Here is a 26,907-nt window from a genome sequence, read left to right as displayed (position 1 = left end):
CCCGATGATTATGCTCGCCTATTGAGCTACTTATTATTCATTTTCAGCGGCGAACGTTGTCAAGGGATGGGTAGGGAGTTTTACGACCTAGGGTTGCGACATTGTGTCCCTATCGAGGCCTGAAGAAGGCTTGCGCGTGGACGGTGCTTGGCTGACCGGCAGCGAGCCGGTCGCTTTGAGGCGCGGCGGAATCATGCGCGCCAAGCCCCGGATGCCGCGGCCACATCGGGATTGAAAGGACGTCTCCCACGGCCGCATGAACGGGCGTATTGATCGATGCTCAGGATGTTTTTGCTTCACGGCGGGCCTCGGACCAGAAGGTGCGGTAGTCGCTCGTGGCAGCGAGCAGATGAGCATGCCCTCCTGCGGTCAATCGACCGCGGCGCAGGAACAGGATCTGGTCCGCATCGTCGAGGAGACCGGGTCGGTGGGTGATGAGGATGAGCGTTGTCCGGCCGCAATGACTTTCACGCAGCGCTTTGATGGCGCGCTTCTCGCTTGGGGCGTCAAGAGACGACGTCGTCTCGTCGAGAATGACCGCAGGGACGGACACCCCGAGCAGGCGCGCGAGCTCGAGCTTCTGGATCTGTCCGCCTGACAGCCGCTCGCCCTGTTCGCCGACGGCCTGGTCGAAGTCGACCGCGCGGCCGCTCTCGTAGAAACCCCACCCGGCGAGCAGCGCCGCCAGTTCCGCCTCGCTCTGCCGGGTCGGCGGATACAGGGCGTTTTCGCGCAGGCTCCGGTTGAACAGCCCCACGAACTGCGGAACGTAGAGAACGCGCCGATGCCGCTCATCAATGGGCTCTGCCGCCATGTCGGCGCCGTCGATCAGAACGCGGCCCCGCGACGGATCGAGAAGGCCCGCCATCAGCCGGGCGAGCGTCGACTTGCCCGCGCCGTTCGGTCCCGCGATCACCACGAAACTCCCCGGAGCAATGGCGGCGTTCGCGTCGGTGAGAACCGGAGTATCGCCATAGGCGTAGAAGAGGCCGTCGAGCCGGATCGCTGCGGCGCGCGGGGCAGGGGAGATTGCCGTTGTTCGGTTCTCGACTGCGGGATCGCGCGCCATCGCGAGGTCGAGCACTTCGGCGATATTCTCGATCGCAACGCCGGCCTGACGGATGATGAATCCCAGCCCGCCCAGCGGCAGGGCGAGTCGGAAGGCGTAGGCCTGGAGCAATACGAAATCGCCGACCGTCAATCGCCCGCGTCCGACATCCATACCCCCGAGGACGAGGATCGCCACCAGGCCCGCCCCGACCACCACATACTGTCCCAGCGCCGTTCCGAACAGCAGAAGCGCCAGGCGCGAAGCCTCGGTCTGGCGCGCGCGGCCGAGGACAGCGACGCGCTCCACCTCGCCATCGAGATTGCCGTTGAAGACCACCCGACGTGCGTTTCTGAGGATGTCGCCCAGCAACTGCGACACGGAGGCGGCGGATCGATTGGTCGCCTGCGCCTGAGCCTGGAAGCGCTTCGCGGTCAGGCGTGAGGCGAGGAAATAGCCGAGCAGCACCGTCGCCAGCAGGGCGACATAGAGCGGTGGGACCAGCGTCGCGACCACGACGAGCGAGGCGACCACCTGGATGATCAGCGAGGCGGCGCGGCTGATCAGCCCGTCGACGACGATCTGTAGGCTGAACGGCAGGCGTTCCAGCGCGCCCAACATCTCCCCGCTGTCGGCGTCGCGCCGCCGCGCGATCTGCGGCAGCCGCTGCGCGGTCGCGCGCTCGATCAGGTGGCGCGACAGCGCTCCGAGCTGGCGCGTCGTGAAGATGTAGCGGGCCGCGGACAGCGGCGCGGTCCCGGACCAAGCGAGAACGAAGGCCGCGACCAGCGGCGCGAGCGACCAGGGATCAATGGGGCCGGTTGAAAGCCGGTCGACCAGCAGCTTGAGCAGATAGGGACCGAGGACGCCCAGACCGATGCCGGCCAGGTCGATCGCTATTCCCGCGACGGCGTCGCCGCGCGCTTCCAGCCGGCGATCGAACGTCAGCCGCGTGAGCGCAAGGATCACCGTCAGGGTCGACATGCCGTCCTTTCCTGCCGCGTTCGCCTTGCGGTCCGCTGGACGCGGACTCGGCGACGGCGGCGCGCCCAAGCTACAGGGCAGGGGGCTTGCCCGGCTTCACGATTCTTCCGGTCTCCATTGATACTCGCTTTCCCGATCGGGAATTCTGCTAGGCTACCGGGCGGTTTGACGGGTTTGCCTTCCCGATCGGGAATGTGGGTGGCGGTAAATGAAGAAATCGCCTATGAGATTCCCGATCGGGAAAGGAGTTTCACGGTGATTGAGGAACAGGCTCACGACTACGCCCGTAGGCTCGGCGCTCTGATCCGAGCGCGCCGCGAGGCTGTCGGTCTGCGAATGGAAGATCTCGCAGGGGCTGCCGGCGTCGGCGTGCGCTTCATTCATGACCTCGAAACCGGAAAGCCGAGTTGCCAGCTCGGGCGGTCGCTGGCCGTCGCCGCGTCGCTCGGCCTCGATCTGATCGACCTTCTGGAAGAGGACGAGGCGCGTCGCCGTGACCCCGCGCCGGAGCAGTAGACGTGCTGACCATCTATAATGAAAACGAGGAGGTCGGGCACGTCGAGGACGACGGCGGCTTTGTCTATTCGCAAACTTGGCGCGGACGACGCGGGGCCTTCCCGTTGTCCGTCACCATGCCCTTGGCCGAGCGGGAGGTCGAGCCGAGCGTCTTTCTCACCTGGGCCGCGAACCTGCTTCCGGAGGCTGACCAGCTCGTCATGGTGGGGCGCAGCCTTGGCGTGTCGCCTGGCGACACGATCGGTCTTTTGGAACGAATCGGACGCGACACCGCAGGCGCCTTGTCTTTCGGTGCGCCCGGCGGCCGCACCCGGTCCGGCTGGGCGCCCATCGCGCGCGATCAGGACCTCGAGCGGATCATCGACGAACTGCCGAGGAAGCCGTTTCTAGCAGGAGACGACGGGGTCTCCATGTCGTTGGCGGGCGTGCAGTCCAAGATCGCCGTCGGGCGCGACGAGCAGGGCCGACTCTACATTCCGGTAGACGGCGCGCCCTCGACCCACATTCTCAAGCCCGACAGCGATCGTTTGCTCGGAAGCGTACCCAACGAGGCCTTCTGCCTGACCCTGGCGCGACGTTGCGGATTGCGTGTTCCTTCCGTGACCACGGGACGCGCCGGAGGACGATCCTATCTCCTGATCGAGCGCTACGACAGGCGCGCGATCGGCGACGAATGGAGGCGCCTCCACCAGGAAGATTTCTGTCAGGCGCTCGGCCTGCCGCCAAGCGCCAAATATGAGCGGAACCGGACCGGGCCGAAGGGACCTTCCGCCGCCGACATGCTGATGGTCGTCAGGAAACATGCATTGGCGCCTGATGTGCTCGCGCTCCTTGACGCCATCGTGTTCAACATCCTTGCATGCAATACTGACGCACACGCCAAGAACTATTCGCTCATGGTGACGAATGGTCGTCCGACATCAGCGCCGATCTACGACGTCATGTGCGCTTCCGTATTCGACGGGATCACGCCGAATTTGGCGCAATCGATCGACGGTAAGACCCGAGGCGATCACCTCAGGCGCCGACACTGGACGCGATTCCTGCAAGCGGCAGGCTTCGGCGCCGCGCCGATGCTGCGGCGCATTAACGCCTTGGCGACACGGGTGCTGGCGGAACTCCCGTCCGCTCAAGCGGACGTTACGGCGATGGCTGCCGGCGGGGCCGGACTGAACGAGGTCGTAACCGCAATAAGGCGCAGAGCCTCGATGATTCTCGAGGGATTGGCCGATCCCGCGGACCGCGCCGACTGAAAGGCGCGGGTGGCCTCGATCCTACGGTCCTCTGAAGCAGAGGGGCTGCGTCGCGCCTTTTCGCCAGGCCTCGATCACGCCCGCCGTGAAGACGATGAGCAGCACGAAATAGGGCGTCTCCAGCGCTGCGATGTAGCCGCGCGGCAGGAGGGAAACGTCCAGAGCGGCGCCGACATGCACCAGCACGGTCAGGAGCTGGACCCCGCCCGCCGCGAACAGCCACCGCCGCCGACCGCCCGTGCGGATCAACAGCACGATCAGCAGCAGGAGCACGGCCGTATCGACCACGGCCACGGCCCAGAAGGGCGGCGCGGCGTTCGGCGGCGGCTGCAACCGGGGCGAGATCAGCACCGCGAGGAGATTGCCGATGACGGCGGCCTGTTCGGGCCGGCCGCCCTTCCACAGCGCGAATCCCGTCACCGCGAGGGTCAGCCAGAAGCCCGCCGCCCCCATCCATTGTTCGACCGCGAGCGCCATCCCACGCCGATTGACGCGGCGCCGGCGGCGCGATGTCAAGCATCGGCGACCAGGCGGGGGCGTGCGATGGAGGCGGTCGGGCGAATCTGGGCGGCGTCAGGCTTTTCCAGGCCTGTCCCCTGCAGCGTCGTTGGCCTGACGCCGATGTGCGGCGCGGCGTCGGCCAGCGCCGCGTGCATCGTCATCGCATGGCCGCGGGCCTGGCCCAGGGCCTCGACGGTCCGTGTCGCGGCTGCGACCGCCTCATGGCCGAGAACGGCCGAGAAGCCATGGGTGCGCCGGATCGCTGAAGCCTGCGCGATCAGCAGCGCGGCCTTTTCCAGGGTCGTATCAAGCGCCGCCTCGGTCTCGAACAGGGCGTCGGCGAGGGATTGGGCGATGTCGCGTCGTTGCATGGGGCGTCCGTCTCGCGCTGGCGGCGCAAGTCCTTTGTCAGAGAGGGATGGGGCGCCGCTGGGCCCGTCAGCGCTGGGCCAGCAGGGCGGCGTCGATGGCTTGGGTCTGGTGGCCGAGCGAGAGGGCGACCGCGAGCGCGCCGACGAGGCAGACGCCGAGCAGGACCGCTCCCAGGGCCGTGACGATCAACCGGCCGAGCGTCCGGTTCAGGACCGGCGTAAGCGCGGCGCGTTCGGAGGGCGGTCGCTGTCGGGTCCCAGCACGAATGCGATGCAGATGATCTCGCGAAGCAGATCGAGCGGCGAGAGGTTGCGGCTGTGTCTCCGCGTCTCGTCCAGCAGATACTCCACCGCGTCCTTCTGCGCTCGTGTCAGCGCCAGGTCGTCGAACACCGTCTCCACGTCGCCCCAGGTGTAGCGCGGCAGCGGAATGACCGGCTGGGGCATGGGCTCCTCCTTTCGCCGAGGGATCGAAACCCGATCCCGACCCGGACGAAAGGGCTTCCGGTTCCCTAGGAGACCGGTCTGCGTAGTCCATACGTAACGCCGCGCGATAGAGCGCCGCGGCTTCCTCGCGGTCGCGCAGGCCGAGCTTCTTCAGCGCATTGTAGATGTGGGTGTCGGCCGTGCGCGGACTCATCGTCCGTCGGCGACCGATCTGTTTGGAGGTCAGGCCGTCGGCGACGTCGCGAAGGCATTGCTCCTCGCGCGGGGTGAGCCGGTCGAGGTCAACCATCGCCGCCGCCCGGGTCGTCATCCGCCCGGCCTGTGACATGTGGGTCCGCCGACAGAGCGAGCGCCTCGACGTAGCGGAGCAGGGGTTCGCGCTGATGGTTCGGCAGGACCGACCAGGCCTGGAGCAACCGCGCGCGTTCGCCGCCGTCTTCGCCCTCGTCCCAGGACTTGAGGCCGATAAGCGCCGGCGCCGTGGTCGCCAGCGCGAGCGAGAGCTGGTGCAGCCGTGAGGCCGCGACGCTGTTGCGTCCGTTTTCATACTTCTGGATCTGCTGGCACGAGACGCCGATCTTCGCGCCGAGCGCCGTCTGGCTCAGGCCGAGTTCCTTTCGCCGTCGCCGAACGCGCTCGCCGATCGCGCGATTATAGTCCTGTTTGCTTTGCGAATCCGGCACGTCGGTTCTCCTGACGCTCGATCGGCCATTTGGCCACGCATCGTCCTGCCGCGGCAACCCTGCGAGCTTGCGGCCGCCGCCGTGCCCGCGCTTCAAACCCCCGCAATGTCCCTTGGAGGGAGACGCACGGGGTTCGAAAACTTGTAGTTTGCGACGCCAGAAATGATGCGCCGACAGGTATTTGGCGAAAATTCCGGTCAATCCGTGAAGATCGCTCCATACGCTGACGCTTATGCTTGGCCGGCGGCGACATGCCGCGCGCCGTCGACCGGCGACCGAAAGGAGGGGCATGCGCGAAGCGCGGACCGATTGCTGTCCTCCCGCTTGGAAAGAGCGCGACGCCTACGATCGGATGCTCGAGCTCGACCTGGCGGGATGGACTTGGGAGGCGCTGCGTCGTCGGCCCGACGACGCGGGCCGCATCCTTCCGCTTGTCGGGACTCGGCTGGTGCGGCGCTCTCCGCCCCTACGAGTATTCGAGACCCAAGCCGAAGACGGACCGGAGATTTGGGGTTGGCGATTTCCGCGGCCGCCGGTCGCCGGCGTCGGTCTTCTGGCGCGCCGATCTCGACCCGGCCGTACTGACCGTGCGCGCCGCTCCCGTCGCAGCGGCCGATGGCGACGCCTTCCGGTTGGACCGACTGCCGTGCCGGGCGATCGTCCGCCGTTTCGGCGGCGGACGGGAGCAGATCATCATCGGCGAAGGCGTTCGGTCCATCCGGATCGAAGTGAGGGAAGGGAGCGTGCTGAGCGGACCGGTCCGGCTGGCCTACGACCTCGCGGGGTTCGTCGATCTCGATATCGGACTGCGGGTGCTCGGCCAGCTCGAAGCCCTCCACCGGTTCGACCGTTTGTTGCCCACGCTCTTCCGGGGGGAACCACGGGCGCACCGTTGGGCGATGGCCCTTCGGGCCTGGGACGGTCGGCGAAACGGCGCGAGCCAGCGCGAGATCGCCATCGCCCTGTTCGGTCCTGATCGCGTGACGACCGACTGGTCGACGGGCGACGACATGAGGAAGCGCATTGTCCGCCTGCTCCGCACCGGGGAGCGGCTGATCGCCGCAGCGGGGCCGGAGTTGCTTCGCCGGACGGCGCCGTGAACCGGACGGGACTTGCCGCCGGGCGGCCGGGCTTTGTGTCGCGCCCCGCGCACGATCCGCTACTGCGGGTTGTGGCCCCCAACGCAAGGTTGTTACAGGAATGTGAACAGCGTTTGGATTGCGGCGTTACGTGAGCTCTGCTGAGCTTCGAACGGCAGCGCTGCCCGACGCAACCACCCCTTACATGGAGTTACGATTGATGCGTGCATTGTCCTATTGCGAACTCGACCTTGTCGTCGGAGGCCAATCCAGCGGCCAGACCGGCGGCCAGACCCCGGCGCCCAGCTCGCCGCCTTCGAATAACAATGGCCAGACGACCACCACCACCACCCACAACAATACGCGCGGCGGCCAGGTGAACTACAACATCAACCAAACCCCCACAGGCGTGACCGGATCGGTCGGGGGCAGTTACAGCTGGAGCCGGTCGGAAACGACGGTCACCGTCGTCACGACTCCGAACTTCCCTCGCGGCAATGAGCGCGGCCCGGCGGCCGATCTGGCTGGGCTTTATTGAGCCTCGTGCGCGGCGGCGGATTCCATATCCGCCGCCGCGCGTTCAAAGTGCAGGCCATGGTGCGACCAACCCTTCTTTCCGGACTGGCGCTCGCCGCGCTTTCGGCAGGCTGCCAGCATCCCGCCTGGGCTGCGCAGGCGAATGCTGAAACGGACTTCGTTCAGGCCCGTTCAGCCGTCGCCGCCATCGCGGCGGGCCAGGTGACATGCAGCTACCCCGGCGACTCCGTCGTTCGTTTCATCGGGGAAAGCGGGCCGTCGCTCACCGCCTGCGTCGAACGTTTCGCCGGGCGAAGCGGGATGACCCTGATCCTCAGTTCACCGGGCGGCGATGCCGCGGATGCGATCCGGGCAGCCGAACTCATGACCGGGCGCGGTTGGACCGTGATCGTTCGCGGCATGTGCTCCTCCAGCTGCGCGAACTATCTGCTGCCCGTCGCCGCGCGCATCGAGGTTGAGCCTTACTCGGCGGTTCTGCTGCACGGAGCGCCCTACGATGAGGAGGGTGTCTATCAATGGTTCCTTCCGGGCGTTCTCGAACGCCAGCGGGCGGCGAACCCGAATGTCAGCGATGCGATGATCGATCAGGCGCGGCGCTTCACCCGTGAACAAGCGCGTCTTCTCGTCGAGCGGCACAAGGCGTTCGCGGGTCAGAGGACCGTAGATTCAGGCTGGTACGATCTTTCCGCCTTCCCGCAGCCCGAGGGCGGGTTCGGCGGACGCACCTTCGCCATCGTCGACCCTGACTTTCTACGATCCAGTCTACCCAACCTCGAAATCGGGCGCTTCTGGTTTCCAACCTCCGCTGCGGAACGGGACGCCCTGGCTGAGGTCATCGAAGGAACGCGCATCATTTATCGCGCTGGGTACGAACCCGCGGGGTGATTTGGGCGAAGAATGGAGTGGCATACATTTGGCGGCTTGTTGTTCTGAAGCCGCTGTATTTACTTTCTTAATCCTAGGAGAATGAACATGCGTGCACTCGATTATCTCGAACTCGATCAGGTCGTCGGCGGCCAGTCGAACACGACCACAGCAAACCAGAACGGGCCGGGGACGACCACCACCACGACCGGCAGCTCGCGCACCGTCACCGTCGGCGCTGACGCGACGATCGGCTCGGACGGCTCGATCACCGGGGGGCGCATTTATGTGTCGGTCGCTTGGGGCGACGGGCCGTCGACCGGCGGCGGAGGCGGCGGACGGAGCGCGCCGATGGGCGGCGGCTCGGGCATCGTCAACATGCCTGTTGTCGAGATTAACAGGCCGTCGGACGGCGCACGGCAGACGCAGCCCGCGGCGGATCTCGCCGGCCTCTACTGAGCAGAACGGCGGGGCGGGCGATCAGGCGCCCGACCCGCCATCGTTCGGAACGACGACACGCCTCATGTTTTTACGCCGCCACGCCCAAAGTTTCCTTCTCATCGCCGTCGCCCTGATGCTGCCCGCCAACGCGCTCGCGCAATCGGGCGAGACGGAACGGGCGGGTTGGCGAAACGCCAAGGCTGCCGTGGACGCCGTCGTCGCCGGTCGCCGCCTCTGCGAGGTCCAGTCCGACAATCGCCTACGCTATATCGGTCCGATCGACGCCGGCCTGGCCGACTGCCTCGCGGGTCTCGCCGATCGACGCGGCGTCACGCTCGCGATTTCCTCGCAGGGCGGCGACGCCGAGACGGGGATCGACGCCGGGTATCTGCTGCAAGGCCGGGACTGGACGGCGGAGGTCCACGGCCTCTGCGCTTCCGCGTGCGCCAACTACATCCTTCCGGCGATGCGGGCGGTCGCCGTCGAGCCCTTCTCTGCGGTCCTTCTCCACGGCGGAGCCGATGACGAGGACCTGATCTATGAGGCGGCTGTGGACCAGATTCTCGCCCGGCAAAAAGCCGTCGCGCCCGACGTCGACGAGGCGACGGTCGCCGAGGCCCGTGTGTTCACGCGCGACCTTGTGCGCACGATCGTGGCCGCTCACCGCCGCTATGGGGAGGACTTGGGCGTATCATCGGCATGGTTCTCGCTCACCGGATTCCCAACACCGGAAGGCGGTTACGGGCCGATGGGATTTGCGCTCGCCGACCCGACCTTTACGGCCGCCGCGCTTGGCCGCGTGAGGGTTCGATCCTTCTGGTTTCCAACGACCGACGAGGATCGGCGGCTCTTGTTCTCACTGTTCCCCGATACGCACATCGTCGTCAGGGAGACGACGCAATAGCGGCGCGGTTCTGATTCTCGAGGCCGAGGCGGCTTCCGGCCAGCCGAAGGCCGCGCGCGCGAGTTTCCGCACGGCGACGGGTCTCGACCCGAACAAGGCCGACCGCGCGGCGGTGAACGCCTGCTGCGCTGAATGGGAGCCTTATCGGCAAGAGGATAGCGGCGCCTGTGATCGCGTGCGAAGTCCTGGCGATCGGCGACGCCCGCATTCTGTGGCTGCCCGACAGGATCGGGGAACTGCCCCCGTCATCGAAAACGCCGAAGAAAAAAGCCAGCGAAACCCCGGCCGCGAGCACGGCGCCTTGCGACTGGGTGGCGTTTCGCGACCGCGCGGGCTGGCGATGGGTGGGCGGCTGCCGGCGACCCGGCTGCGGCGGACGCCGTGCGGGTCTTCAGCCGCCAGGCGCTCTACGACAAGCCGTAGGCTCAGTCTCATGGCCGGGCGCTCGCGGCGCCAGCTCACGCCGCGGCCGCTGCGCCTTCGCAGCGTCGGCCGACGTCGCCGCCGTGGGACAGTCCGGGGCGATGCGTGGGCGAAAGGTCACCGCTTCGCGCCGTTCGAGAGGGGCGACGAACGCGGGCGCGCGCCAGGCCTGACGCCGCAGAAACCCCAGGCTGCTGTTGTCGAAACAGCCTGATAGGAGGAGGATGACCGGAGGCGGCGGCCATGCTGGATCAGGCCAGGGTCGTAGTTCGACAGGCGAGCGGCGAAGAACGGCTCGATAATGAGGAAGAGGACCGTGACGCAGCACCGAATCTACTCCACGAGCTTCGCCAGCGTGTATCCGCACTATGTCGCCAAGGCGGAGAAGAAGGGTAAGACGAAGGCGCAGGTCGACCAGATCATTCGCTGGCTGACCGGTTTCAGCGAGGTCGAACTCGAGGCTGAGCTGGCCGCACAAACCGATTTCGAGACCTTTTTCGCCAAGGCGCCTGCGCTCAATCCCGCCCGCTCCCGGATCACCGGCGCCGTCTGCGGCGTCCGCGTCGAGACGATCGACGAGCCGCTGATGCGAGAGATCCGATACCTCGACAAGCTGATCGACGAGCTGGCCAAGGGCAAGGCGATGGAGAAGATCCTGCGGACCGAGGCTGCGCTCTGAAGCTTCGCTCTTAAGGCGACGACCACGCCGATAATCGAGCGCTCGGCTGTAGATAGGCGAATTGAGAGACGTGCGCTGGGCCTTATGCGCGACATGTTCAGCAGCACGGGCTCGATCCACCTTACCAGTGCGCTCAGTTCATGTTCCAGCTTCGGCCGCGCGTGACGGACCGCGCGGCTTACGCGCCGTCATCGCTCGGCGGGGTCTGGTCGGACCAGGGAAGGATAGGACGTCGCCGCGAGTACTCGGTCCACGTCGTGACGTCGAGGATCAGCCGATATTTGTCGCGCAAGCGCTCGAACATCAGCCGGTCGCGCGGCTCCGGCTTGCCCGGTTTCGCCGCTTTCGACTTGAGATATCGACCGAGAACGGCGAGCAGAAAATCCGGCGCGCTGATCCCCAGATGCGGCTTCGAGACGAACTGGACGGCGAAGTCCACCGGGCGACGGTCGTCGCGCGCCTTGAGACGGTCGAAGGCGTCCTGGATCAGCCCTTTGACCCTGTGCGCCGAGACCTTCTCGTTCTGCTCGATGTAAAAGGACGCGAGCTGACTTTCCGCGGCTTTCAGGCGTCGCTCGATGATTGCGCCGAGCAGTCGCAGATAGGTCTCCTCGTAACGACTGGGGTCGTCACAGTCGGCGAAGGCGACATAGCCCTCGAACCGCATCCCCTCGAGCCGCCTGACATAGGCGATGCGAAGGTCCTCGGTGGCGTCGACGAAATGCAGGCCGCGCTTGCGCAGGGCCGCCGGGTCTCCGTCCAGATACATGTCCGCCAGCGCGGCTTCGAGAACCTGGCCGGCCTCGATCGCCATTCGGGGGCCGTGCTGGCTCACCGCCATGCCGATCGCCAGGACCTTTTGTCCGCCGCGGTCGAATTCCGCCTCGTCCACGAAGATGAAGAAGGGCGCCCGGTGCTGACCGCGCGGCGCGAAGCTCGGCTTCATGCCTTCATCCTGCAACGCCTTGCGCCACTGCGTCCTCAGGCGGGGCGCCATCGCGGGCTCGTGGTGGGCGACGAACCGGACCAGGCCGTCGACGCGGTTGACCTCCTGCTGGATGACGCGCGCGTCGTTGACGCCGCGATGCCGGAAGTGGTCGGCGATGCCGAATTTCCCGGCGTAGTAGAGTTCCTGCCGCAGCCGGCGCTTTCGTTCGCGCGGAACGTGAGGCTGCGCCGGGTCGCTGATGCTCAGCCCGGTCACATAGTGCGCCTGGCCGATCTTGGACCGGCGCGTCTTGTCCTCCGCCAGCACGAAGCCTTGCGCCTCGACAACCGACCGCAGCGCATCGATGGCGGGGAGCTGGTCATCCCCCGAGAAGGTGAGATCGTCGGCGTACCGCGTGTAGGTCGCGTTCGCTCCGCTCGCCAAGGCCGCGCAGGCGAGATCGAGAGGAAGCGCCACGGCGTTCGAGATCACCGGGCTGGTGGGCAGGCCCAGCGGCAGGCCGCCGCCGATCGTGACGAATCGCGCGAGCAGCTCGGCCACGTCGGGAACTAAACCCAGCTTGGTGAACAGGGCGGCGACGCGATCCGTCGTGATCGAGGGGAAGAAATTCTCCAGGTCGGCGTTCAGCAGCGCCGAGCGCCCCGCGTGAGCCGAAGCGTTCTCCCGGATGTTGCGGCCGGGGCGATAGCCGTAGACGGCGTCGTGCGGATAGCCGGGCAGGGCGATGCGGAAGAAGGTCTCGAGCCGGCGCGCCAGCGTCCGATATCCGGGCTTGCCCAGCAGCGGCTCCCACACCGTTCGATGGCCGCGCCTGCGATTCCGCTTTGGAATGTCGTGGCGAAGGAAGACCGGAATGTCCTCGATTGAAGCGGCGTCGGCGGCTCGCTGGAGGGCTTCGATCTGCTCTTCACGGGTCCTGGGAGGATCGAAGGCGAGGATGGCCTCGAATGTCGCCTCGTCGGTTCCGATCGCCGTGATCAGCGCTTCGCGGGTCGTGACGCGTCGAAAATCGGCGGGAAACGTCATGGACGGCGCGCGCCGAGAGGGGCGGCACGCGATACGAAGCAAGTGGTGCTGAATACAGCAGACGCGACTCGCGCCTTGAACCTTATAGCCATGCCGCCCCCACGGCCGTTTATAGGCCCATACCCCTGAAGTTCAAGGCGAGCACATGACCGGGCCTGCCTGCTCTTTGCAAGGCAAGTCATCGTAAGGGGAAGGCCTTCCCCTGAGCGGGAGCCCGCCCGCGGTCTCCCGCTACCCCTTCGAGCAGGGGGCTTCGCCCCCCGCAACGCCCCCCATTGACGGTCGCCGCGCGTTCGCGCGGCGGCTTTGTTTGGGCCTCTCCCTGAAGCGGGGGGTGGCCGACGCGCCCTTCTGGACGCGCCCCGGCGCGCGCCAAGCGGCCGTTGGCCGCTCCTCCGCTTCGCTTCGGCCCCGTGGGTGACGCCCGCCTTGCAGGGCGCGTCCGGCAGGACGCCTTCGCCGTCCACCCCCCGCTTCCGGGAGAGGCTGTGGGGTTTGGGGCGGGGAAGGAGGATCGCCATGCGTAAGGACAGCCAGCCGCAGCGCCGCCCGAAAGGGAAAGGGAAAGGGAAGGGGCGGGCTTCGCCCGCCGCCGAACCGCGCGCCAACCTCTATGACGAGGTGACGGCCAAGATCATCGCGGAACTCGAAGCCGGGACCTTTCCATGGGTCCGGCCGTGGGGCCGCGCCGGGGCGGGACGTCCCGGCCTGCCGAGAAACGCCGCCACCGGCCGCCGCTATTCGGGCGTCAACGTCCTGCTCCTGTGGGGCGCGGGCTTTTCCGAAGGCTACGCCTCGCAGAACTGGCTGACCTTCCGTCAGGCCCTCGCGGCGGGCGGGAGCGTCCGCAAGGGCGAGCGCGGGACGACCGTCGTCTACGCCGACCGCTTCACCCCCGAGGCCGAGAAGGAGCGCGCCCGCGAAACCGGCGAGGACGCCCGCGTCGTGCCCTTCCTCAAGCGCTTCACCGTCTTCAACCTCGACCAGTGCGAAGGGCTGGACCGGCTCGTCCCCGAACCTGCGCCGCTTCCCGAACGCGAGATCGTCCCGCGCGCCGAAGCCCTGATCGCCGCCACCGGGGCCGATGTCCGCATCGGCGGCGAACGCGCCTACTACCACCCCGGCGAGGACTATATCCGCATCCCGCCGCAGCCCGCCTTCTTCGACCAGATCAACTACTACCGCACGACGCTGCACGAACTGATCCACTGGACCGGCCACCCGACCCGGCTCCGTCGCGACCAGTCGGGCGGCTTCGGAACCCCGGCCTACGCCCGCGAGGAACTGGCCGCCGAACTCGGCTCCGCCTTCCTGTGCGCCGCGCTCGGCGTCGCCCCGACCGTGCGGCACGCCGACTATCTGGCCAGTTGGCTGACCGTCCTGCGCTCCGACAATCGCGCCATCTTCCGCGCCGCAGGGCAAGCGTCCAAGGCCGCCGACTATCTCTTGGCCTATGCGCCAGAGGCGGACGAGGCCGCCGCGAGCGTCGCCTGTGAGATGGGGAGGGCGGCGGCATGATCCTCCTGACCCCCGAGCTTCGCGCCGCGCTCCTCGCCAACGCCGCCGCCCATCGTCACGCGCTCCAATCCGGCGCGGTCGAGCCCGACCCTGTGCCCGTCGTCAAATTCTTCAGTCCGGTCGGCGCGGCGACATGGCTCGCGACCGAACTGGATGAAGACGGCGACACCCTGTTCGGGTTGGCCGACCTCGGCTTCGGAACCCCCGAACTCGGATCGTTCAACCTTGCCGAGATCGAGAGCGTCCGCCTGCCGTTCGGGCTCGCCATCGAGCGCGACCTGCATTTTTCGACCCATTTCCGGCTGTCGGTCTGGTCCGCCTGGGCGCGCCGCGCCGGGTCGATCATCCGCGCCGAAGCCCTTCTGCGCCGGGCCAGCCCGCTCGGCGCGTTCCCCGATCCGAGCGCCGACCCCGGCCAAGGATGAGCGCGCGGCTCTTCCCGCGTATCCCGGCCCCGCCCGTCACTCTGGAGGAGATCAAGCGGACGGGGCCGGTCACTCCCGAAGGAGAGACTGTCATGCAACTCGCAAACATCGACCTTGGCAAGCTCAGCGTGTCCAAGCTGAACATGCGCAACGGCAAGGCCCCGCCCGACGTGTCGGACATCCTGCCCACCGTGCGCGCGCGCGGCGTCCTCGTGCCGCTTCTCGTCCGACCCTCCGGCGAAGGCGAGACTTTCGAGATCGTCGCGGGCCGTCGCCGCTATTTCGCGGCGCGCACCGTCCTCGAGGAAGGCGGGGAGGTCGAACCCCTGCCGTGCGCCATCATGGAGCCCGGCGACGACGCCGCCGCGCTCGAAGCCTCGCTGATCGAGAACATCGCCCGCCTCGACCCCGGCGAGGTGAACCAGTGGGAGACCTTCGCCGGACTGATCCGAAAGGGACGCACCCCCGAACAGATCGGCCAGACCTTCGGCCTGACCCTGCTCTACGTCCGGCGCATCCTCGCGCTCGGCAATCTCCTGCCGGGCATCCGCGCCCTCTACGCCGCCGACAAGATCGACGCGGCCACCATTCGTCACCTGACGCTCGCCAGCCGCAGCCAGCAGAAGGACTGGCTCGCTCTCTACGACGACCCCGAGCAATATGCGCCCACCGGCCAGTCCCTCAAGGCGTGGCTGTTCGGCGGCCAGTCGATCCCGACCAAGGTCGCGATCTTCGACCTCGACGCCTATCCGGGCCGGATCAAGGCGGACCTGTTCGGGGAAGACGGCTATTTCGAGGACGCCGACACCTTTTGGACGATGCAGAACGAGGCGGTGGCGGCGCTGCGCGACCGCTACCTTGAAGACGGCTGGTCCGCCGTCGAGATCATGGATACGGGCGAGCATTTCTACAGCTACGACCATGAGAAGACGCCCAAGGACAAGGGCGGCAAGGTGGTCATTTCGGTCAGCGGGCGCGGCGACGTGACCGTCCATGAGGGCTATCTTTCGGGCAAGGAGGCCCGGCGCGCCCGCGCCGCCGCCGCCAAGGCCGAGGCGCAGGCGCAAGGCCTGCCCCCGGGCGCAGGCAAGCCCGAGACGACCGGCGTCATGCAGGACTATATCGACCTGCACCGCCACGCCGCCGTGCGCACGGTGCTGGCGGACCATCCCGCCGTCGCCTTCCGGCTGCTCGTCGCCCACGCCGTCTCCGGATCGTCGCTGTGGACCGTGCGGACAGCCGACCGCCGCGTCCGCAACGAGGCCATGGCCGACAGCGTCGAGACCGCGAGCGCCGAAACCGTCTTCGACGCCAAGCGCCGGGCCGTCCTCGCCCTGCTCGGCTTCGACGCCGAGGACGAAAGCGTCGCCCGCGCGCAGGCGCGCGAGACGCCGGTCGTCGAACTCTTCGCGCGGATGGTGAAGCTCTCCGACGACGAGGTGTTCGCCGTCGCCGCCGTCATCATGGGCGAGACGCTGGCGGTCGGCGGCCCGTTGGTCGAGGCGGTCGGGGCCTACCTCAAGGTCGATATGGCCGAGTGGTGGACCCCCGACGACGCCTTCTTCGGCCTGCTGCGCGACCGCGCCGTCGCCAACGCCCTGCTGCGCGATGTCGGCGGCAAGCGGATCGCGGACGCCAATGTCGCGGAGAAGGTGAAGACGCAGAAGACCATCCTGCGCGATTTCCTCGCCGGGTCGGGCGGACGCGCCAAGGTGGACGGCTGGACGCCCAAGTGGATGGCCTTTCCTCCCGCTCGCTACACCGACCGGATTTACGCTCCGGTCGATCGGTGGGGGGCGGTCAAGACCGTCATGCGGCGGCTGCCGCCGCCGCATGCGCTCGAACCTGCGCCCTACGCCATCGCGGCGGAATAGCAACGGGACGGGCGGCGGCCTCCGCCGCCCGTTTCATCGGCCCGAAAAATCGCGCGCCGCCCGGCGCCCCTGCAGGGGGCGCCGGGCGGCGCATTCTTTTGGTCAATCCTCCGAAGGTGGTTCGTCTCCATCGCTCGTCGGAGGAGGAGGCGGCGGCGCTGGAGCAGGCAGATCGACGCCGCTCTCTTTTAGGATGCGCCAGGCCAGTTCGATCTCGCCTGCGACCGGCATGGGCGTCCCGAACCGCTCCAGCCACATCGCTGCGATGGATTCAAAATCCGAGCTTTCCGTCACGTCGATGCTTCCCCGCTCGCCATGACCCTAGGTCAGAATGCGCCCGAAGACTGCAAAGGAGTGTAGCGCGCCGCGAGGCGTTCGCTCGGGCCGGTGGCGGCTCGGAGTGCGGGTCCTGCGGGGACGCTCCGAGCCGCCGGCCGCGGTACCGGAACAGCGGCGCGTCGAGCCTAGAGAAAATCATCGCAAGGTCCATGGGGAAGCGGCCCGGTGCGCCGCAAGGGGGGGCGAGCTGGCGCGCCGGGCCGCACGCATTTCCGAGCGCGGAACTGCAACGGCTAAGCGTTCGGGCGCGGGGGAGGGTTCCCTCATCATGGCGGGATGCACCCCGCGACGTCGGTATTTCAGTTGATACCTCGCGTCATTCGTCTAGCGTCCGCGCTTCCGAATGCTGGGAAGGGGAATGTTCATGACCGACGACGCTGCGCCGACCGCCAGCCTCATCGACCTGACGGCCGATGTTGTCGCCGCCTATGTCGCCAACAACACGGTCGCCGCCGCCGAACTGCCGCGCCTGATCGCCTCGGTTCACGAGGCGCTCGCCGGGGCCGCCGCGCCTGCCGAAACGGTCCTCGACGAACCCGCGCCGGTGCGCGCCGTCACGGTTCGCAAGTCCCTTGCGAACCCCGACCGCATCCTCTCGATGATCGACGGCAAGCCCTACGCCAGCCTCATCCGCCACCTTCGCGCCCACGACCTGACGCCTGACGACTACCGCGCCCGCTATGGTCTCGCCGCCGACTATCCGATGGTCGCGCCGGGCTATTCGGAGAAGCGCCGCGCCGCCGCCAAGGCCATCGGCCTCGGCCGCAAGCCCGGTGAAACGCCAAAGCAGGCGGGCCGACCGGCGAAGGCGGCCGCCGCTCCAGCGCCCGCCAAACCCGGCCGCAAGCCGCGCGGGGCCAAGACGAGCGGCTGACCGGAACGCCGCGCCGTCGCCCGGGGGGGAAGACTGTCATTGAGTTGAGGCGCGCCGGACCAGCGATGCGCGCGCCGTGAAGCGTCAACGGGGTCATGTCATGCGCCGTCATCCGGCGTGATGGCGGTAGCTCCGACCATGCGGGGCGAGCCGATCCATCCGACTTGGGCTTGAACCTACGTCCGCGCCGTGCCGTCCGAAACCGGGGCGCGGGCCTCTTTTCCCCGGCGGCTGCGCCGCTTCCTCGCGGCCGCTTCGCTCCAAAACAGGCCCGCGCCTCCGGTCCGCCGCTACGCTCCGGCCCCAAGGGGTTCGTGCGGCCCCGCCCGTCCGAGACGGTTCGCCTGTCGTCGGGGATCGGCCCCGACGCACGATCGGAAAGGAACCGCAACATGTCGCTCGGAACCGTCGTCTTGAACCCCGAAACCAACAGCTATGCCGGCGGGCTCGCCCTCCTGGGCCGCCGCCAGCCGCTTCCCATCGCCATCGTTCCCAATGTGGAGAAGAAGCGCGACAACCAGCCCGACTACCGCATCTGGTCCGGCCCCAGCGAACTCGGCGGGGCGTGGGTGCGGGAAGGGCGCGAGTCGAAGCGCCCCTATGTCTCGGTCCGCATCTTCCACCCGCAGATCGGCGACCAGCCCATCTACGCCACCCTCGGCAAGGCCGCCGGGCAGGATGATGAAGACGTCTTCGCCATCATCCCCAACAGCGTCGTCTGAACGTCGCAGCCCCCGCGCCCGACCGGCGCGGGGGTCCTTTCCGGCGTTCGGTCCGCGCCCCGGACGTTTCGCCGGGGGCGCCTGAACGGGCCTGCCGGACGGCGTCGATCCCGTCTTCCTTCGCGCGCAGCCGGACCCGCCTTTCGGCGCTCCGGCCCGCGAAAGGAGACCGACATGACCGACAAGGATGAAGACGACGCCGTGGCGCGCGCCGCGCGCGCCCGCAAGGGAAGCCCCTTTCTCTCGACCGCGCAGGCCGCCTGGTATCTCGGCCTCGACAGCCGCACCCTCGACAATATGCGCGGGCGCGGCGAGGGGCCGCGCGCCCGCCGCCACGGGCGCTATGTCCGCTATCACATCGACGATCTCGACCACTGGTCGCTGACCAACCGCAGCAAGGTGCGGGGGCGGTTCGATGTCTGATCGCGCCCCGTTCCCGTTCGTCCGCTGGCTGGCGCGAAGCCGCGCCGCGGACCGCCGGGCGCGCCGCTGGCTAGGCGCGGCCGCCGCCGGGGCGACGCTCGTCGGCCTGTCCGCTGCGCTCGATTTCGGCGTCCGGCCCGCGCCGCGCCTCGTCTGGAACGCCTCGGCCAGCGCGCCGGTCGGCCTCTGGCGCATCGATCCGCGCGCGCCCTTTCGCGTCGGCGACATGGTGCTGGCGTCGCCGCCCGCGAGCGTTCGCCGCCTCGCCGCCGAGCGCCGCTACCTGCCCATGAACGTGCCGCTGCTCAAGCGCGTGGCCGCCGCCGACGGCGACCTCGTCTGCGCGCTCGGGCCGTGGATCTACGTGAACGCCCGCCTCGTCGCGACCCGCCGCGAGGCGGACCGGCTCGGCCGACCGCTGCCCTGGTGGCGCGGATGTCGCCGCCTGAAGAACGGGGCGGTCCTCCTGCTGATGGACGCGCCGGACTCCTTCGACGGACGCTATTTCGGACCCGTCCCGCGCGCCGCCGTGATCGGAAAGGCGACCCCGCTGTGGCTGCGCTAAAGCGCGTCGCGCTCGCGCTCGTGCTCGGAATGACCGGCGCGCCCGCCGTCGCCGACCCGGCGCCCGCCGCCCCGGTCGCTGCCGTCGCGATCCCGCCCGCCGTCGCGCGATGGACGCCGCTGATCCGCGAAGCATCGCGCCGGTTCGGCGTGCCCGAGGCGTGGATCGCCGCCGTGATGCGCGCCGAAAGCGGCGGCCGGACCCATCTCGACGGGCGTCCGATCGTCTCGCGCGCAGGCGCGATGGGCCTGATGCAGGTGATGCCCGGCACCTACGCCGCGATACGGCGGCGGTACGGACTCGGGTCCGATCCGCACCATCCGCGCGACAACATCATGGCGGGGACGGCCTATCTGAAGCTGATGCATGACCGCTTCGGCTATCCCGGCCTGTTCGCCGCCTACAACGCCGGTCCTGGCCGCTACGTCGAGCATCTGGCGACCGGGCGGCCGCTTCCCGGCGAGACGCGCGCCTATATCGCCCAGCTCGCCCGCGGGCCTGCGACGCCCGAGATGCCGCCCGCCATCCTGTCCGGCGAGAGCCTGTTCTTCGCGCTCACCCGACCGGCGGCGTCGACCTCCGCCCCGCCGGACAGGATGGCGTCCGACAGTCTGTTCGCGGTGCGGCGACCGCTGGACGAGCGTCCGTGAGGCGAGGGGGATGTCCGCTCAGACTCGCCCATCATCCGGCGCGGGGCGGACCGCCTCAAGGACGACGGGGCCCCACCATTTTTCCCGGCGGACAGACGTCAGCCTTCCCGATCGAACGCCGGGCGCGCCGGGAAAAATCGTTTCCCCCATCGCCGCTGCGCGGCCGCTTCGCGGTCCCTGACCCGGCCCGCCCCGCGCCGGAAACGACCCCTGTCTTTCACTCGACAGGAGGTTCAAATGACCTTGGAACAGCATATCGAAGAACTGCGCGCCGAGCTTCGGGGCGTCCTTGATCCGCGCGAACTGCGTCAGATCGCGGCCGAACTGGAAGCCGCTGAAGCCCAGCGGGCGATGCTCGAAACGGCGTCGCTCGAGCTTCTGGAGCAGGGGTGATGAGCCCCTGCGACCGCGCCGAAGACCGGCGCGAACTCGCCCGGCTCCTGAAGGGCCGGGCCGAAATGGAGGCCGATGCGATGGCGCTCGAAGCCGAGTTCGGGACGACGCGCAGCGCTCGGCGCCGAAGCGCCATCAATGACGATCTCTATCTTCTCATGCTGATGAGGGTATCGCTCGACTGGAAGATCGAGGTCATCAAGGCGCGGTTGAGACAAGCGCGAGGCTGATCCAGCGGAGAGGCGGCGCTTCGGCGTTGCTTCCCTTGGTGCCGCGGACGGGGAAGGAGCCGTGCGGGCTGCTGGGGAGGGCGCAGGAGGAAGGGGAGGCTATGGCAAGATAAAGCAACAGCGCCATCTCTTCGGGATGGCGCTGCAAGTGATTGTCTGCACATCGTTTTTTCAGAAGAGAAATGGCGCCATGTTCGGCGCGATGGCGCCATAGGGCGCCACAAGCCCGCAACTGCTGGGTTTCCGACGGCGCCATGGCTCTTAAGCGCGGGGTGAGCTCATGGCGGTGTTGATCTAAGCTCCGCCGTGAGTAGGGATGGCTGCGACGTGTTGGGGGATTTTCATTGTCTGAAGTCGAAGAACTGTTTGCCGTCGTTGATGCTTTGGAGAAGATCGCGGCGGTCAGCGACGAGCCGGAGGTAAGGAAATCGATCCAGGCGATCGGCGACGCGTGCAACGCTGTGCATGAAGTCTTTTCCGGATCGTGGATTGGCTATCACGCTCGAACGTACCAGGAAGGCTTTGAGGCTGAGCCCGGAGCACGCTTCGACAGCGAGTGGGGAGTACGCGGGAGCGGCTTGAGCGGAACGACAGGCCGATGGGTGCAGTATGGTCGCGACGCTGTCCGTCGGTACATATTCGGGCAAGCCGGATATGACTCGCTCGGTGAACTGCCCGATCGCGCCAGCATCATCGAGCGAGATTTCGAACGGCTCAAAAGCCAGGCCATATCCATCCTTTCCAGCGCGCTTTCCGAACGCGATGACACCTATCTCGCCAAGCTCAAGACCGACCTCGAAAAGGTGAAGGTCTTTTCAGCGCATGAAGCCGCTCAAGCCTGGCAGCCGAGCGGTCAGTATATGACGCGAGACTCCGAGGCCGCCGCTGGCGGCGTATTGACGCCGGCGCATATCGCGTTGCTCGGAGAGATCACGGCCATCGCCACCGTGTTCCGTGCCGGCCGGGAGGCCGCCGAAATCGTGCGGCAGGCTGCCTCCCACATGGAACGGAACGCTCGGAAGACACGCCGCGTGGACCGGGTGGGAACGAACATCTTCCTCGGCCACGGCCGTTCGCCCCAATGGCGGGAGCTGAAAGACTTCATCCAAGACCGCCTTCATCTGCCTGCGGATGAGTTTAACCGGGTGCCCGTGGCTGGCGTGACAAACATCGCCCGGCTCGCCGAAATGCTCGACGCCGCCGCCTTCGCCTTCATCATCATGACCGCTGAAGATGAAACCGCTGAGGGCACGATGCAGGCGAGGATGAATGTCATCCATGAAGTCGGTCTGTTCCAGGGACGTCTCGGATTCACCCGCGGCATCGTCATGTTGGAGGAGGGATGCGAGGAATTCTCCAACATTCAGGGATTGGGCCAGATTCGATACCCTAAAGGCCGCATCTCGGCCGCCTTCGAGGATGTCCGCCAGGTGCTTGAGCGTGAAGGTCTCATTTCGTGAGCGCCTAGTCGGCGATGCAAATTTCGCCTGGGTCAAACGCTTCCGTGCGTTCGAACGCATGTAGGTGTCGTTTCGGTTTTGCCCGGCGGGGGCGATAGGGAGTGTTCGACTTAGCCGGAGTTTAACGCTGTGTCCGACGAGGACGATCTTGAGCCGCGCCTAGGCCGCATCCGTTCGCTCGGGAAGGCGCGCGGTCGCAGCTATGTCGGCCGCGTCGTGAAGGCGGCGAATCTGGCGCGCGGCGGTGCAGCGTCTGGATGGGGCAGGCGGGGTTTCTCTGGGGCGCGGATCGGACGCGGCGCAGGCGTTGGCCGCGTCCTCGCCTCACGCGACCGCTTCTCGGCGCTGCGTCAGCGCCGGGTGATCATCAAGTCGCGCATCGTGCGCCTCGACGGTCCCAAGGGATTCGCTCCGGCGCGCGCGCACCTACGCTACGTCGAGCGTGACGGAACGACGCGCGACGGGGGACCGGGCCGGCTCTATTCGGCGGATGCGGACAGTGCCGACCGCCGGGCCTTTCTCGATCGTCAGGACGGCGACCGGCACCACATGCGCTTCATCGTCTCGCCCGAGGACGGCGCATCCTACGACGATCTCAAATCCCTGACGCGCCGCCTGATGGAGCAGGTCGAAAAGGATCTCGGGACGAAGCTCGATTGGGTCGCGGTCGATCACTTCAACACCGCCCATCCGCACACCCACATCATCGTGCGCGGAAAGGACGATCACGGGAAGGACCTCGTCATCGCCCGCGACTATCTCTCGCACGGGATGCGCGAGCGCGCCGCCGAACTCGTCTCGCTCGACTTGGGTCCGCGCAGCGACATCGAGATCACAGACAGGCTCGGTGCGGAGGTGTCGCAGGAGCGGCTAACGAGCCTCGACCGGCGGCTCCTTCGCGACCTCGACGCCGGGGGCGTCGTCGTGGCGTTCGAGCGCGATCCGTTCCAGCAGACCTTGCGGGCTGGCCGGTTGCAGACGCTCGGCCGTCTCGGCCTGGCGCGCGAGCTGGGGGCAGGGCGCTGGGCGCTTGCGCCGGACTGCGAGGAGACCTTGCGGCGTATGGGCGAACGCGGCGACATCATCCGCACGATGCAGCGCGCCTTCACAGCCCATGGCGTCGAACGTCCGGGTCTGGACGCGGTGATCGCCGATCCGTCCTCGATGCAGCCGATCGTCGGACGGGTGATCGAGCGCGGCCTGTCCGACGAACTCAACGATCGTCACTACCTGATCGTCGACGCCGCCGACGGCCGCGTCCACTATGTCGACATCGGACGCGGCGAGGCGACGGAAACGCTTCCGACGGGCGCGGTCGTGCGCATCCGAGCGACGCCCACGGGCGCCCGCGCCGCCGACCGCACCGTCGCCGAGATCGCGGCGGCGAACGGAGGCCGCTACAGCGTCGACCTTCATCTCCGTCACGACGCGTCCGCGACGCAGGATTTCGCCGAGACGCACGTTCGCCGGCTCGAGGCCATGCGCAAGGCCGGCGCCGGGGTCGAGCGCGAAGCCGACGGCCGCTGGTCGATCGCGCCCGACCATGTCGCGCGGGCGGCGGCGTTCGAGGCCGGGCGCGCCAAGGCCGCGCCGGTGGCCGTCGATAGGCTTTCCACGATCCCGCTCGAACGGCAGGCTACTTTCGACGGTGCGACCTGGCTCGACCGCCAACTGGTTGCATCCGCGCCCGAGGCGACGCGCGACGCGGGGTTCGGGCAGGAGATCGCAGAGACGAAGGCCCGCCGGATGCGTTGGCTCGTGGGCCAGCAGTTGGCCGAGGAGGATCAGGGCAAGATGGTCTATCGTCGGGACATGCTCGCCCAGCTCAGGCGGCGCGAGATGAGCCGCATCGCCGGGACCCTCTCGGACGAACTCGGTCTGGGCTATGTCGAGAGCCGGTCGGGCGACCGGATCGAGGGCGTCTATCGTCGGCCGGTCGATCTGGCCTCGGGGCGCGTCGCGCTGATCGAGAAGTCCCGCGAATTTACCCTCGTGCCCTGGCGGCCGGTTCTCGACCGCCATGTCGGCCGGACGGTGTCGGGCGTGATGAAGGGTGACGGCGTCAACTGGACGATCGGGCGTGGGCGGGGCGGGCCGTCGATCACCTAGGCAGGAGGCGATGTGCTGATGAGTGATTGCAAGAGGGCGGGCGCCTACCTGGCGTTGGCGCGCGACTATGCCGAGGCGGCAGGCGTCGTCTTGGGAAAGCGGGCCGATCTGCGCTCCTACTGGCACTTGATCGCCCATGCCCTTGAGTTGGCGCTCAAGGCCCAGATTCTGCGTGTCGACGGCGAGGAGGCGTGGCTGATGTCGTCGGTCGGCCATAGTCTTGAAAGAGCCATGACGACAGTCGTGCGAAACGGGGCGTCAGCCCCGATACCACGGGACATCGCTCACTTGATCGAAGTGCTCGACGCTCCCCACTCCAGGCAGGAACTGCGCTATCCGTCTCTTCTTGGCTCTCCTGTCTGTTTCGCCCCCGCCGCCGCGCACGCGGCGCTTGCCGGGCTTTTGGAGATCGTAGACGGCGACCTCGCAATCGCGAGGCGCGGTTCCTGACCGGATGGGCAGCCTGGCGCGTCCGTGCGCTTGAATGCGGATAAGCAGTCTAACGATTCGATCCGCATGACGGGAGTCTCGCCTCGCCGCCCGCGCGCGCGTTGGCCGGCGGCGGAGAAACACCGTGACCCCTACCAAACTTCTCGTCGGCCAAATCCTCGTCTGCTTCGCCATGGTGACCCTCGGCGTCTGGGCGGCGACGCAATGGGCGGCCGCGATGCTCGGCCATCAACCGCAACTCGGCCCGCCGATGTTCACCCTGTTCGATGTCCCGGTCTATCGTCCCTGGGCGCTGTTCGGCTGGTGGTTCCATTACGAGGCCTATGCGCCCGACGTCTTCGACCGGGCGGGGCTGCTGGCGGGGGCGTCAGGCTTCCTCGCCTGCGCGGCCGCGATCGCCGGCTCGCTCTGGCGCGCACGGCAGAACCGCAAGGTGACGACTTACGGTTCCTCGCGCTGGGCCACGCACAGCGAGATCGCGCGCGCCGGATTGATGCAGCCGTCCGGGGTCTTCCTCGGCGTCAAGGACGGCGACTATCTGCGCCACGATGGTCCCGAGCATGTGATGGCCTTCGCGCCCACCCGTTCTGGCAAGGGCGTCGGCCTGGTCGTGCCCACCCTTCTGTCGTGGACGGGTTCGGCGGTCATTCATGACATCAAGGGCGAGAACTGGACGCTCACCGCGGGGTGGCGGGCCCGTTTCTCGCATTGCCTGATGTTCAACCCGACCGACCCCCGCTCGGCGCGCTACAATCCGTTGCTCGAAGTCCGCAAGGGTCCGGACGAGGTGCGCGACGTTCAGAACATCGCCGACATCCTGGTCGATCCGGAAGGGGCGCTCGAACGGCGCAGCCACTGGGAGAAAACCAGCCACTCCCTGCTGGTCGGGGCGATTCTCCACGTCCTCTATGCGGAGGAGGAGAAGACGCTCGCGCGCGTCGCCAGTTTCCTGTCCGATCCTCAGCGCAGCTTCGCCCATACCCTGCGTCGGATGATGGAGACCAACCATCTCGGCGCGCCTGAAAATCCGATGGTTCATCCGGTCGTGGCGTCGGCGGCGCGGGAGGTGCTGAACAAGTCGGAGAACGAGCGGTCCGGCGTTCTGTCCACGGCGATGTCGTTTCTCGGCCTCTACCGCGATCCGGTTGTGGCGGAGACGACCTCGGCCTGTGATTGGCGCATCGCCGACCTTGTGGACGCAGCGGCGCCGGTCTCGCTCTACCTCGTCATTCCGCCGTCGGACATCAGCCGCACCAAGCCCCTTGTCCGCCTGATCCTCAACCAGATCGGACGGCGCCTGACCGAACGGCTGGAGGGCGATCCGCAGAAGAGACGGCGACACGACCTGCTGATGATGCTCGATGAGTTTCCCGCCCTAGGGCGACTGGACTTCTTCGAGACCGCGCTCGCCTTCATGGCCGGCTACGGCATTCGCGCCTATCTGATCGCGCAGAGCCTCAACCAGATTTCCAAGGCCTATGGCGAAAACAACGCCATTCTCGACAACTGCCACGTCCGCATCGCCTTCAGTTCGAACGACGAACGGACCGCCAAGCGGATATCCGACGCGCTCGGCACCGCCACCGAGCTGCGCGCCCAGCGCAACTACGCCGGCCACCGCCTCGCCCCCTGGCTCAGCCATGTGATGGTCAGCCGACAGGAGACGGCCCGCCCGCTGTTGACGCCCGGGGAGATCATGCAGCTTCCGCCGGCCGACGAACTGGTGATGGTGTCCGGCCTCGCGCCGATCCGGGCGAAGAAGCTGCGCTACTATGAGGACCGCAACTTCAAATCACGGGTTCTGCGGCCTCCGGAACTCGCAGACGATGGGTATGCCGACCGCCCCGCTGCGCGTTCCGACGACTGGGGCGGTCAGGTGCGCGAACCGCATGTCGCGCTCGTCTCTCCGGACGAGGACGAACTGATCGCGGCGATCGCAGAAGAGGGCGGTCTCCAGCAGCAACGGCATCCGGGCCTTGCCGAGGAAGGCGCCGAGGCGACGCAGGAGCCCGAGGTCCACGACGCGGCTGCGACCGGCGAGGACGACGGCGATCCGGCGCTGGACCGGCGCGCGCTGACGGCGCTGAGGAATGTCTCGCGCGCTCACGCGATGAATGAGGCGACGGGCAAAGGAGACGACCTGCTGCCCGATTTCTAGGCCTGGCGTACT

30 protein-coding genes and 1 pseudogene are annotated in these 26,907 nt (G+C 67.6%); 22 read left to right on the top strand and 9 right to left on the bottom strand.

The window, feature by feature from the left end; all coding sequences use genetic code 11:
• Positions 1-280 precede the first annotated feature (280 nt).
• On the bottom strand, positions 281-2,032 hold the full coding sequence (locus BJP32_RS01445; RefSeq protein ID WP_003165177.1) for an ABC transporter ATP-binding protein: 1,752 nt from the start codon (positions 2,030-2,032) through the stop codon (positions 281-283).
• A 165-nt stretch (positions 2,033-2,197) separates the two neighbouring features.
• Between BJP32_RS01445 and BJP32_RS01440 the strand changes: the two genes are divergently transcribed.
• Together BJP32_RS01440 and BJP32_RS01435 are read left to right on the top strand one after the other, a co-directional pair.
• A complete protein-coding gene (locus BJP32_RS01440; RefSeq protein ID WP_223850735.1) occupies positions 2,198-2,548 on the top strand; it encodes a helix-turn-helix domain-containing protein in 351 nt (116 codons plus the stop codon).
• Between the two features lie 2 nt (positions 2,549-2,550).
• Complete coding sequence (locus BJP32_RS01435) at positions 2,551-3,801, top strand: type II toxin-antitoxin system HipA family toxin (protein WP_003165175.1); 1,251 nt, start codon at positions 2,551-2,553, stop codon at positions 3,799-3,801.
• Positions 3,802-3,822: 21 nt separating this feature from the next.
• Here BJP32_RS01435 and BJP32_RS01430 read toward each other — a convergent pair whose 3' ends face one another.
• The 6 genes and pseudogenes from BJP32_RS01430 to BJP32_RS01410 all read right to left on the bottom strand — a co-directional run bounded on the left by BJP32_RS01430 (position 3,823) and on the right by BJP32_RS01410 (position 5,803).
• Positions 3,823-4,278 (bottom strand): hypothetical protein, encoded by a 456-nt coding sequence (locus tag BJP32_RS01430; RefSeq protein ID WP_003169286.1) that lies wholly within the window; start codon positions 4,276-4,278, stop codon positions 3,823-3,825.
• A gap of 35 nt (positions 4,279-4,313) precedes the next feature.
• Positions 4,314-4,673 (bottom strand): hypothetical protein, encoded by a 360-nt coding sequence (locus tag BJP32_RS01425; protein ID WP_003165173.1) that lies wholly within the window; start codon positions 4,671-4,673, stop codon positions 4,314-4,316.
• Positions 4,674-4,740: 67 nt separating this feature from the next.
• Positions 4,741-4,863, bottom strand: a complete 123-nt coding sequence (locus tag BJP32_RS17785) for a hypothetical protein (protein WP_003165172.1) — start codon at positions 4,861-4,863, stop codon at positions 4,741-4,743.
• Between the two features lie 17 nt (positions 4,864-4,880).
• The gene (locus BJP32_RS01420; protein ID WP_003165171.1) at positions 4,881-5,120 is read right to left on the bottom strand and encodes a hypothetical protein; all 240 of its coding nucleotides are present in this window, start codon (positions 5,118-5,120) and stop codon (positions 4,881-4,883) included.
• A 121-nt stretch (positions 5,121-5,241) separates the two neighbouring features.
• A pseudogene (locus BJP32_RS17875) lies at positions 5,242-5,409 on the bottom strand (helix-turn-helix transcriptional regulator); the annotation flags it as partial.
• Positions 5,402-5,803 carry a helix-turn-helix domain-containing protein gene (locus BJP32_RS01410; protein ID WP_003165170.1) on the bottom strand — a complete coding sequence of 134 codons (402 nt, stop codon included), beginning with the start codon at positions 5,801-5,803 and terminating at the stop codon, positions 5,402-5,404. The pseudogene BJP32_RS17875 and the gene BJP32_RS01410, both read right to left, overlap by 8 nt.
• A gap of 431 nt (positions 5,804-6,234) precedes the next feature.
• Here BJP32_RS01410 and BJP32_RS01405 point away from each other — a divergent pair, with 431 nt between their 5' ends.
• The 6 genes from BJP32_RS01405 to BJP32_RS01380 all read left to right on the top strand — a co-directional run bounded on the left by BJP32_RS01405 (position 6,235) and on the right by BJP32_RS01380 (position 10,730).
• Positions 6,235-6,903: a DUF2285 domain-containing protein gene (locus tag BJP32_RS01405; protein WP_003169287.1), complete on the top strand. Its 669-nt coding sequence runs from the start codon at positions 6,235-6,237 to the stop codon at positions 6,901-6,903.
• 199 nt (positions 6,904-7,102) lie between these two features.
• Positions 7,103-7,420, top strand: coding sequence for a hypothetical protein (locus tag BJP32_RS01400; protein WP_003165168.1), 318 nt, complete (start codon positions 7,103-7,105; stop codon positions 7,418-7,420).
• A gap of 5 nt (positions 7,421-7,425) precedes the next feature.
• Positions 7,426-8,304: a hypothetical protein gene (locus tag BJP32_RS01395; protein ID WP_112999862.1), complete on the top strand. Its 879-nt coding sequence runs from the start codon at positions 7,426-7,428 to the stop codon at positions 8,302-8,304.
• An 87-nt stretch (positions 8,305-8,391) separates the two neighbouring features.
• Entirely contained in the window at positions 8,392-8,742 is a 351-nt protein-coding gene (locus BJP32_RS01390; protein ID WP_223850734.1) for a hypothetical protein, read from the top strand.
• A gap of 64 nt (positions 8,743-8,806) precedes the next feature.
• Positions 8,807-9,628: a hypothetical protein gene (locus BJP32_RS01385; RefSeq protein ID WP_003165165.1), complete on the top strand. Its 822-nt coding sequence runs from the start codon at positions 8,807-8,809 to the stop codon at positions 9,626-9,628.
• A gap of 724 nt (positions 9,629-10,352) precedes the next feature.
• Entirely contained in the window at positions 10,353-10,730 is a 378-nt protein-coding gene (locus tag BJP32_RS01380; RefSeq protein WP_003169290.1) for a DUF2200 domain-containing protein, read from the top strand.
• Between the two features lie 178 nt (positions 10,731-10,908).
• Here the strand turns inward: BJP32_RS01380 and BJP32_RS01375 are convergent, their stop codons facing one another.
• Positions 10,909-12,705, bottom strand: coding sequence for a reverse transcriptase family protein (locus tag BJP32_RS01375; protein WP_003165163.1), 1,797 nt, complete (start codon positions 12,703-12,705; stop codon positions 10,909-10,911).
• A 519-nt stretch (positions 12,706-13,224) separates the two neighbouring features.
• On the opposite strand from BJP32_RS01375, the gene BJP32_RS01370 reads away from it, so the two are divergent.
• The 3 genes from BJP32_RS01370 to BJP32_RS01360 all read left to right on the top strand — a co-directional run bounded on the left by BJP32_RS01370 (position 13,225) and on the right by BJP32_RS01360 (position 16,522).
• The gene (locus BJP32_RS01370; RefSeq protein WP_003165162.1) at positions 13,225-14,223 is read left to right on the top strand and encodes an ArdC family protein; all 999 of its coding nucleotides are present in this window, start codon (positions 13,225-13,227) and stop codon (positions 14,221-14,223) included.
• Positions 14,220-14,648 carry a DUF2958 domain-containing protein gene (locus tag BJP32_RS01365; RefSeq protein ID WP_003165161.1) on the top strand — a complete coding sequence of 143 codons (429 nt, stop codon included), beginning with the start codon at positions 14,220-14,222 and terminating at the stop codon, positions 14,646-14,648. Before BJP32_RS01370 ends, BJP32_RS01365 begins: the two co-directional genes overlap by 4 nt.
• Before the next feature lie 92 nt (positions 14,649-14,740).
• The gene (locus tag BJP32_RS01360; RefSeq protein ID WP_003165160.1) at positions 14,741-16,522 is read left to right on the top strand and encodes a ParB N-terminal domain-containing protein; all 1,782 of its coding nucleotides are present in this window, start codon (positions 14,741-14,743) and stop codon (positions 16,520-16,522) included.
• A 102-nt stretch (positions 16,523-16,624) separates the two neighbouring features.
• Here BJP32_RS01360 and BJP32_RS01355 read toward each other — a convergent pair whose 3' ends face one another.
• The gene (locus tag BJP32_RS01355; protein WP_003165159.1) at positions 16,625-16,816 is read right to left on the bottom strand and encodes a hypothetical protein; all 192 of its coding nucleotides are present in this window, start codon (positions 16,814-16,816) and stop codon (positions 16,625-16,627) included.
• A 409-nt stretch (positions 16,817-17,225) separates the two neighbouring features.
• Here BJP32_RS01355 and BJP32_RS01350 point away from each other — a divergent pair, with 409 nt between their 5' ends.
• The 11 genes from BJP32_RS01350 to BJP32_RS01305 all read left to right on the top strand — a co-directional run bounded on the left by BJP32_RS01350 (position 17,226) and on the right by BJP32_RS01305 (position 26,895).
• Positions 17,226-17,735, top strand: coding sequence for a MucR family transcriptional regulator (locus tag BJP32_RS01350; RefSeq protein ID WP_035285349.1), 510 nt, complete (start codon positions 17,226-17,228; stop codon positions 17,733-17,735).
• A gap of 392 nt (positions 17,736-18,127) precedes the next feature.
• Entirely contained in the window at positions 18,128-18,457 is a 330-nt protein-coding gene (locus BJP32_RS01345; protein WP_076222615.1) for a DUF736 family protein, read from the top strand.
• A gap of 174 nt (positions 18,458-18,631) precedes the next feature.
• Positions 18,632-18,880, top strand: coding sequence for a helix-turn-helix domain-containing protein (locus BJP32_RS01340; protein ID WP_003169778.1), 249 nt, complete (start codon positions 18,632-18,634; stop codon positions 18,878-18,880).
• Complete coding sequence (locus BJP32_RS01335; RefSeq protein WP_076222614.1) at positions 18,873-19,445, top strand: S26 family signal peptidase; 573 nt, start codon at positions 18,873-18,875, stop codon at positions 19,443-19,445. Before BJP32_RS01340 ends, BJP32_RS01335 begins: the two co-directional genes overlap by 8 nt.
• 29 nt (positions 19,446-19,474) lie before the next feature.
• On the top strand, positions 19,475-20,095 hold the full coding sequence (locus tag BJP32_RS01330) for a lytic transglycosylase domain-containing protein (RefSeq protein WP_223850733.1): 621 nt from the start codon (positions 19,475-19,477) through the stop codon (positions 20,093-20,095).
• A gap of 237 nt (positions 20,096-20,332) precedes the next feature.
• Positions 20,333-20,488 (top strand): hypothetical protein, encoded by a 156-nt coding sequence (locus tag BJP32_RS17460; protein WP_003168654.1) that lies wholly within the window; start codon positions 20,333-20,335, stop codon positions 20,486-20,488.
• 80 nt (positions 20,489-20,568) lie between these two features.
• The gene (locus BJP32_RS17280) at positions 20,569-20,718 is read left to right on the top strand and encodes a hypothetical protein (protein WP_158043285.1); all 150 of its coding nucleotides are present in this window, start codon (positions 20,569-20,571) and stop codon (positions 20,716-20,718) included.
• Positions 20,719-21,062: 344 nt separating this feature from the next.
• Positions 21,063-22,178, top strand: a complete 1,116-nt coding sequence (locus tag BJP32_RS01320) for a TIR domain-containing protein (RefSeq protein ID WP_003165154.1) — start codon at positions 21,063-21,065, stop codon at positions 22,176-22,178.
• Positions 22,179-22,307: 129 nt separating this feature from the next.
• On the top strand, positions 22,308-24,287 hold the full coding sequence (gene rlxS / locus BJP32_RS01315; protein ID WP_003168652.1) for a relaxase/mobilization nuclease RlxS: 1,980 nt from the start codon (positions 22,308-22,310) through the stop codon (positions 24,285-24,287).
• An 18-nt stretch (positions 24,288-24,305) separates the two neighbouring features.
• Positions 24,306-24,737 (top strand): hypothetical protein, encoded by a 432-nt coding sequence (locus tag BJP32_RS01310; protein ID WP_003168651.1) that lies wholly within the window; start codon positions 24,306-24,308, stop codon positions 24,735-24,737.
• A gap of 172 nt (positions 24,738-24,909) precedes the next feature.
• On the top strand, positions 24,910-26,895 hold the full coding sequence (locus BJP32_RS01305; RefSeq protein WP_003165150.1) for a conjugal transfer protein TraG: 1,986 nt from the start codon (positions 24,910-24,912) through the stop codon (positions 26,893-26,895).
• Positions 26,896-26,907 lie beyond the last annotated feature (12 nt).

The sequence above is a fragment of the Brevundimonas sp. ZS04 genome, assembly GCF_001956865.1.
Classification (GTDB): Bacteria; Pseudomonadota; Alphaproteobacteria; order Caulobacterales; family Caulobacteraceae; genus Brevundimonas; species Brevundimonas diminuta.
The sequence above is the reverse complement of the archived record's forward strand: the minus strand, read 5'-3'. Positions and strand labels throughout refer to the sequence as shown.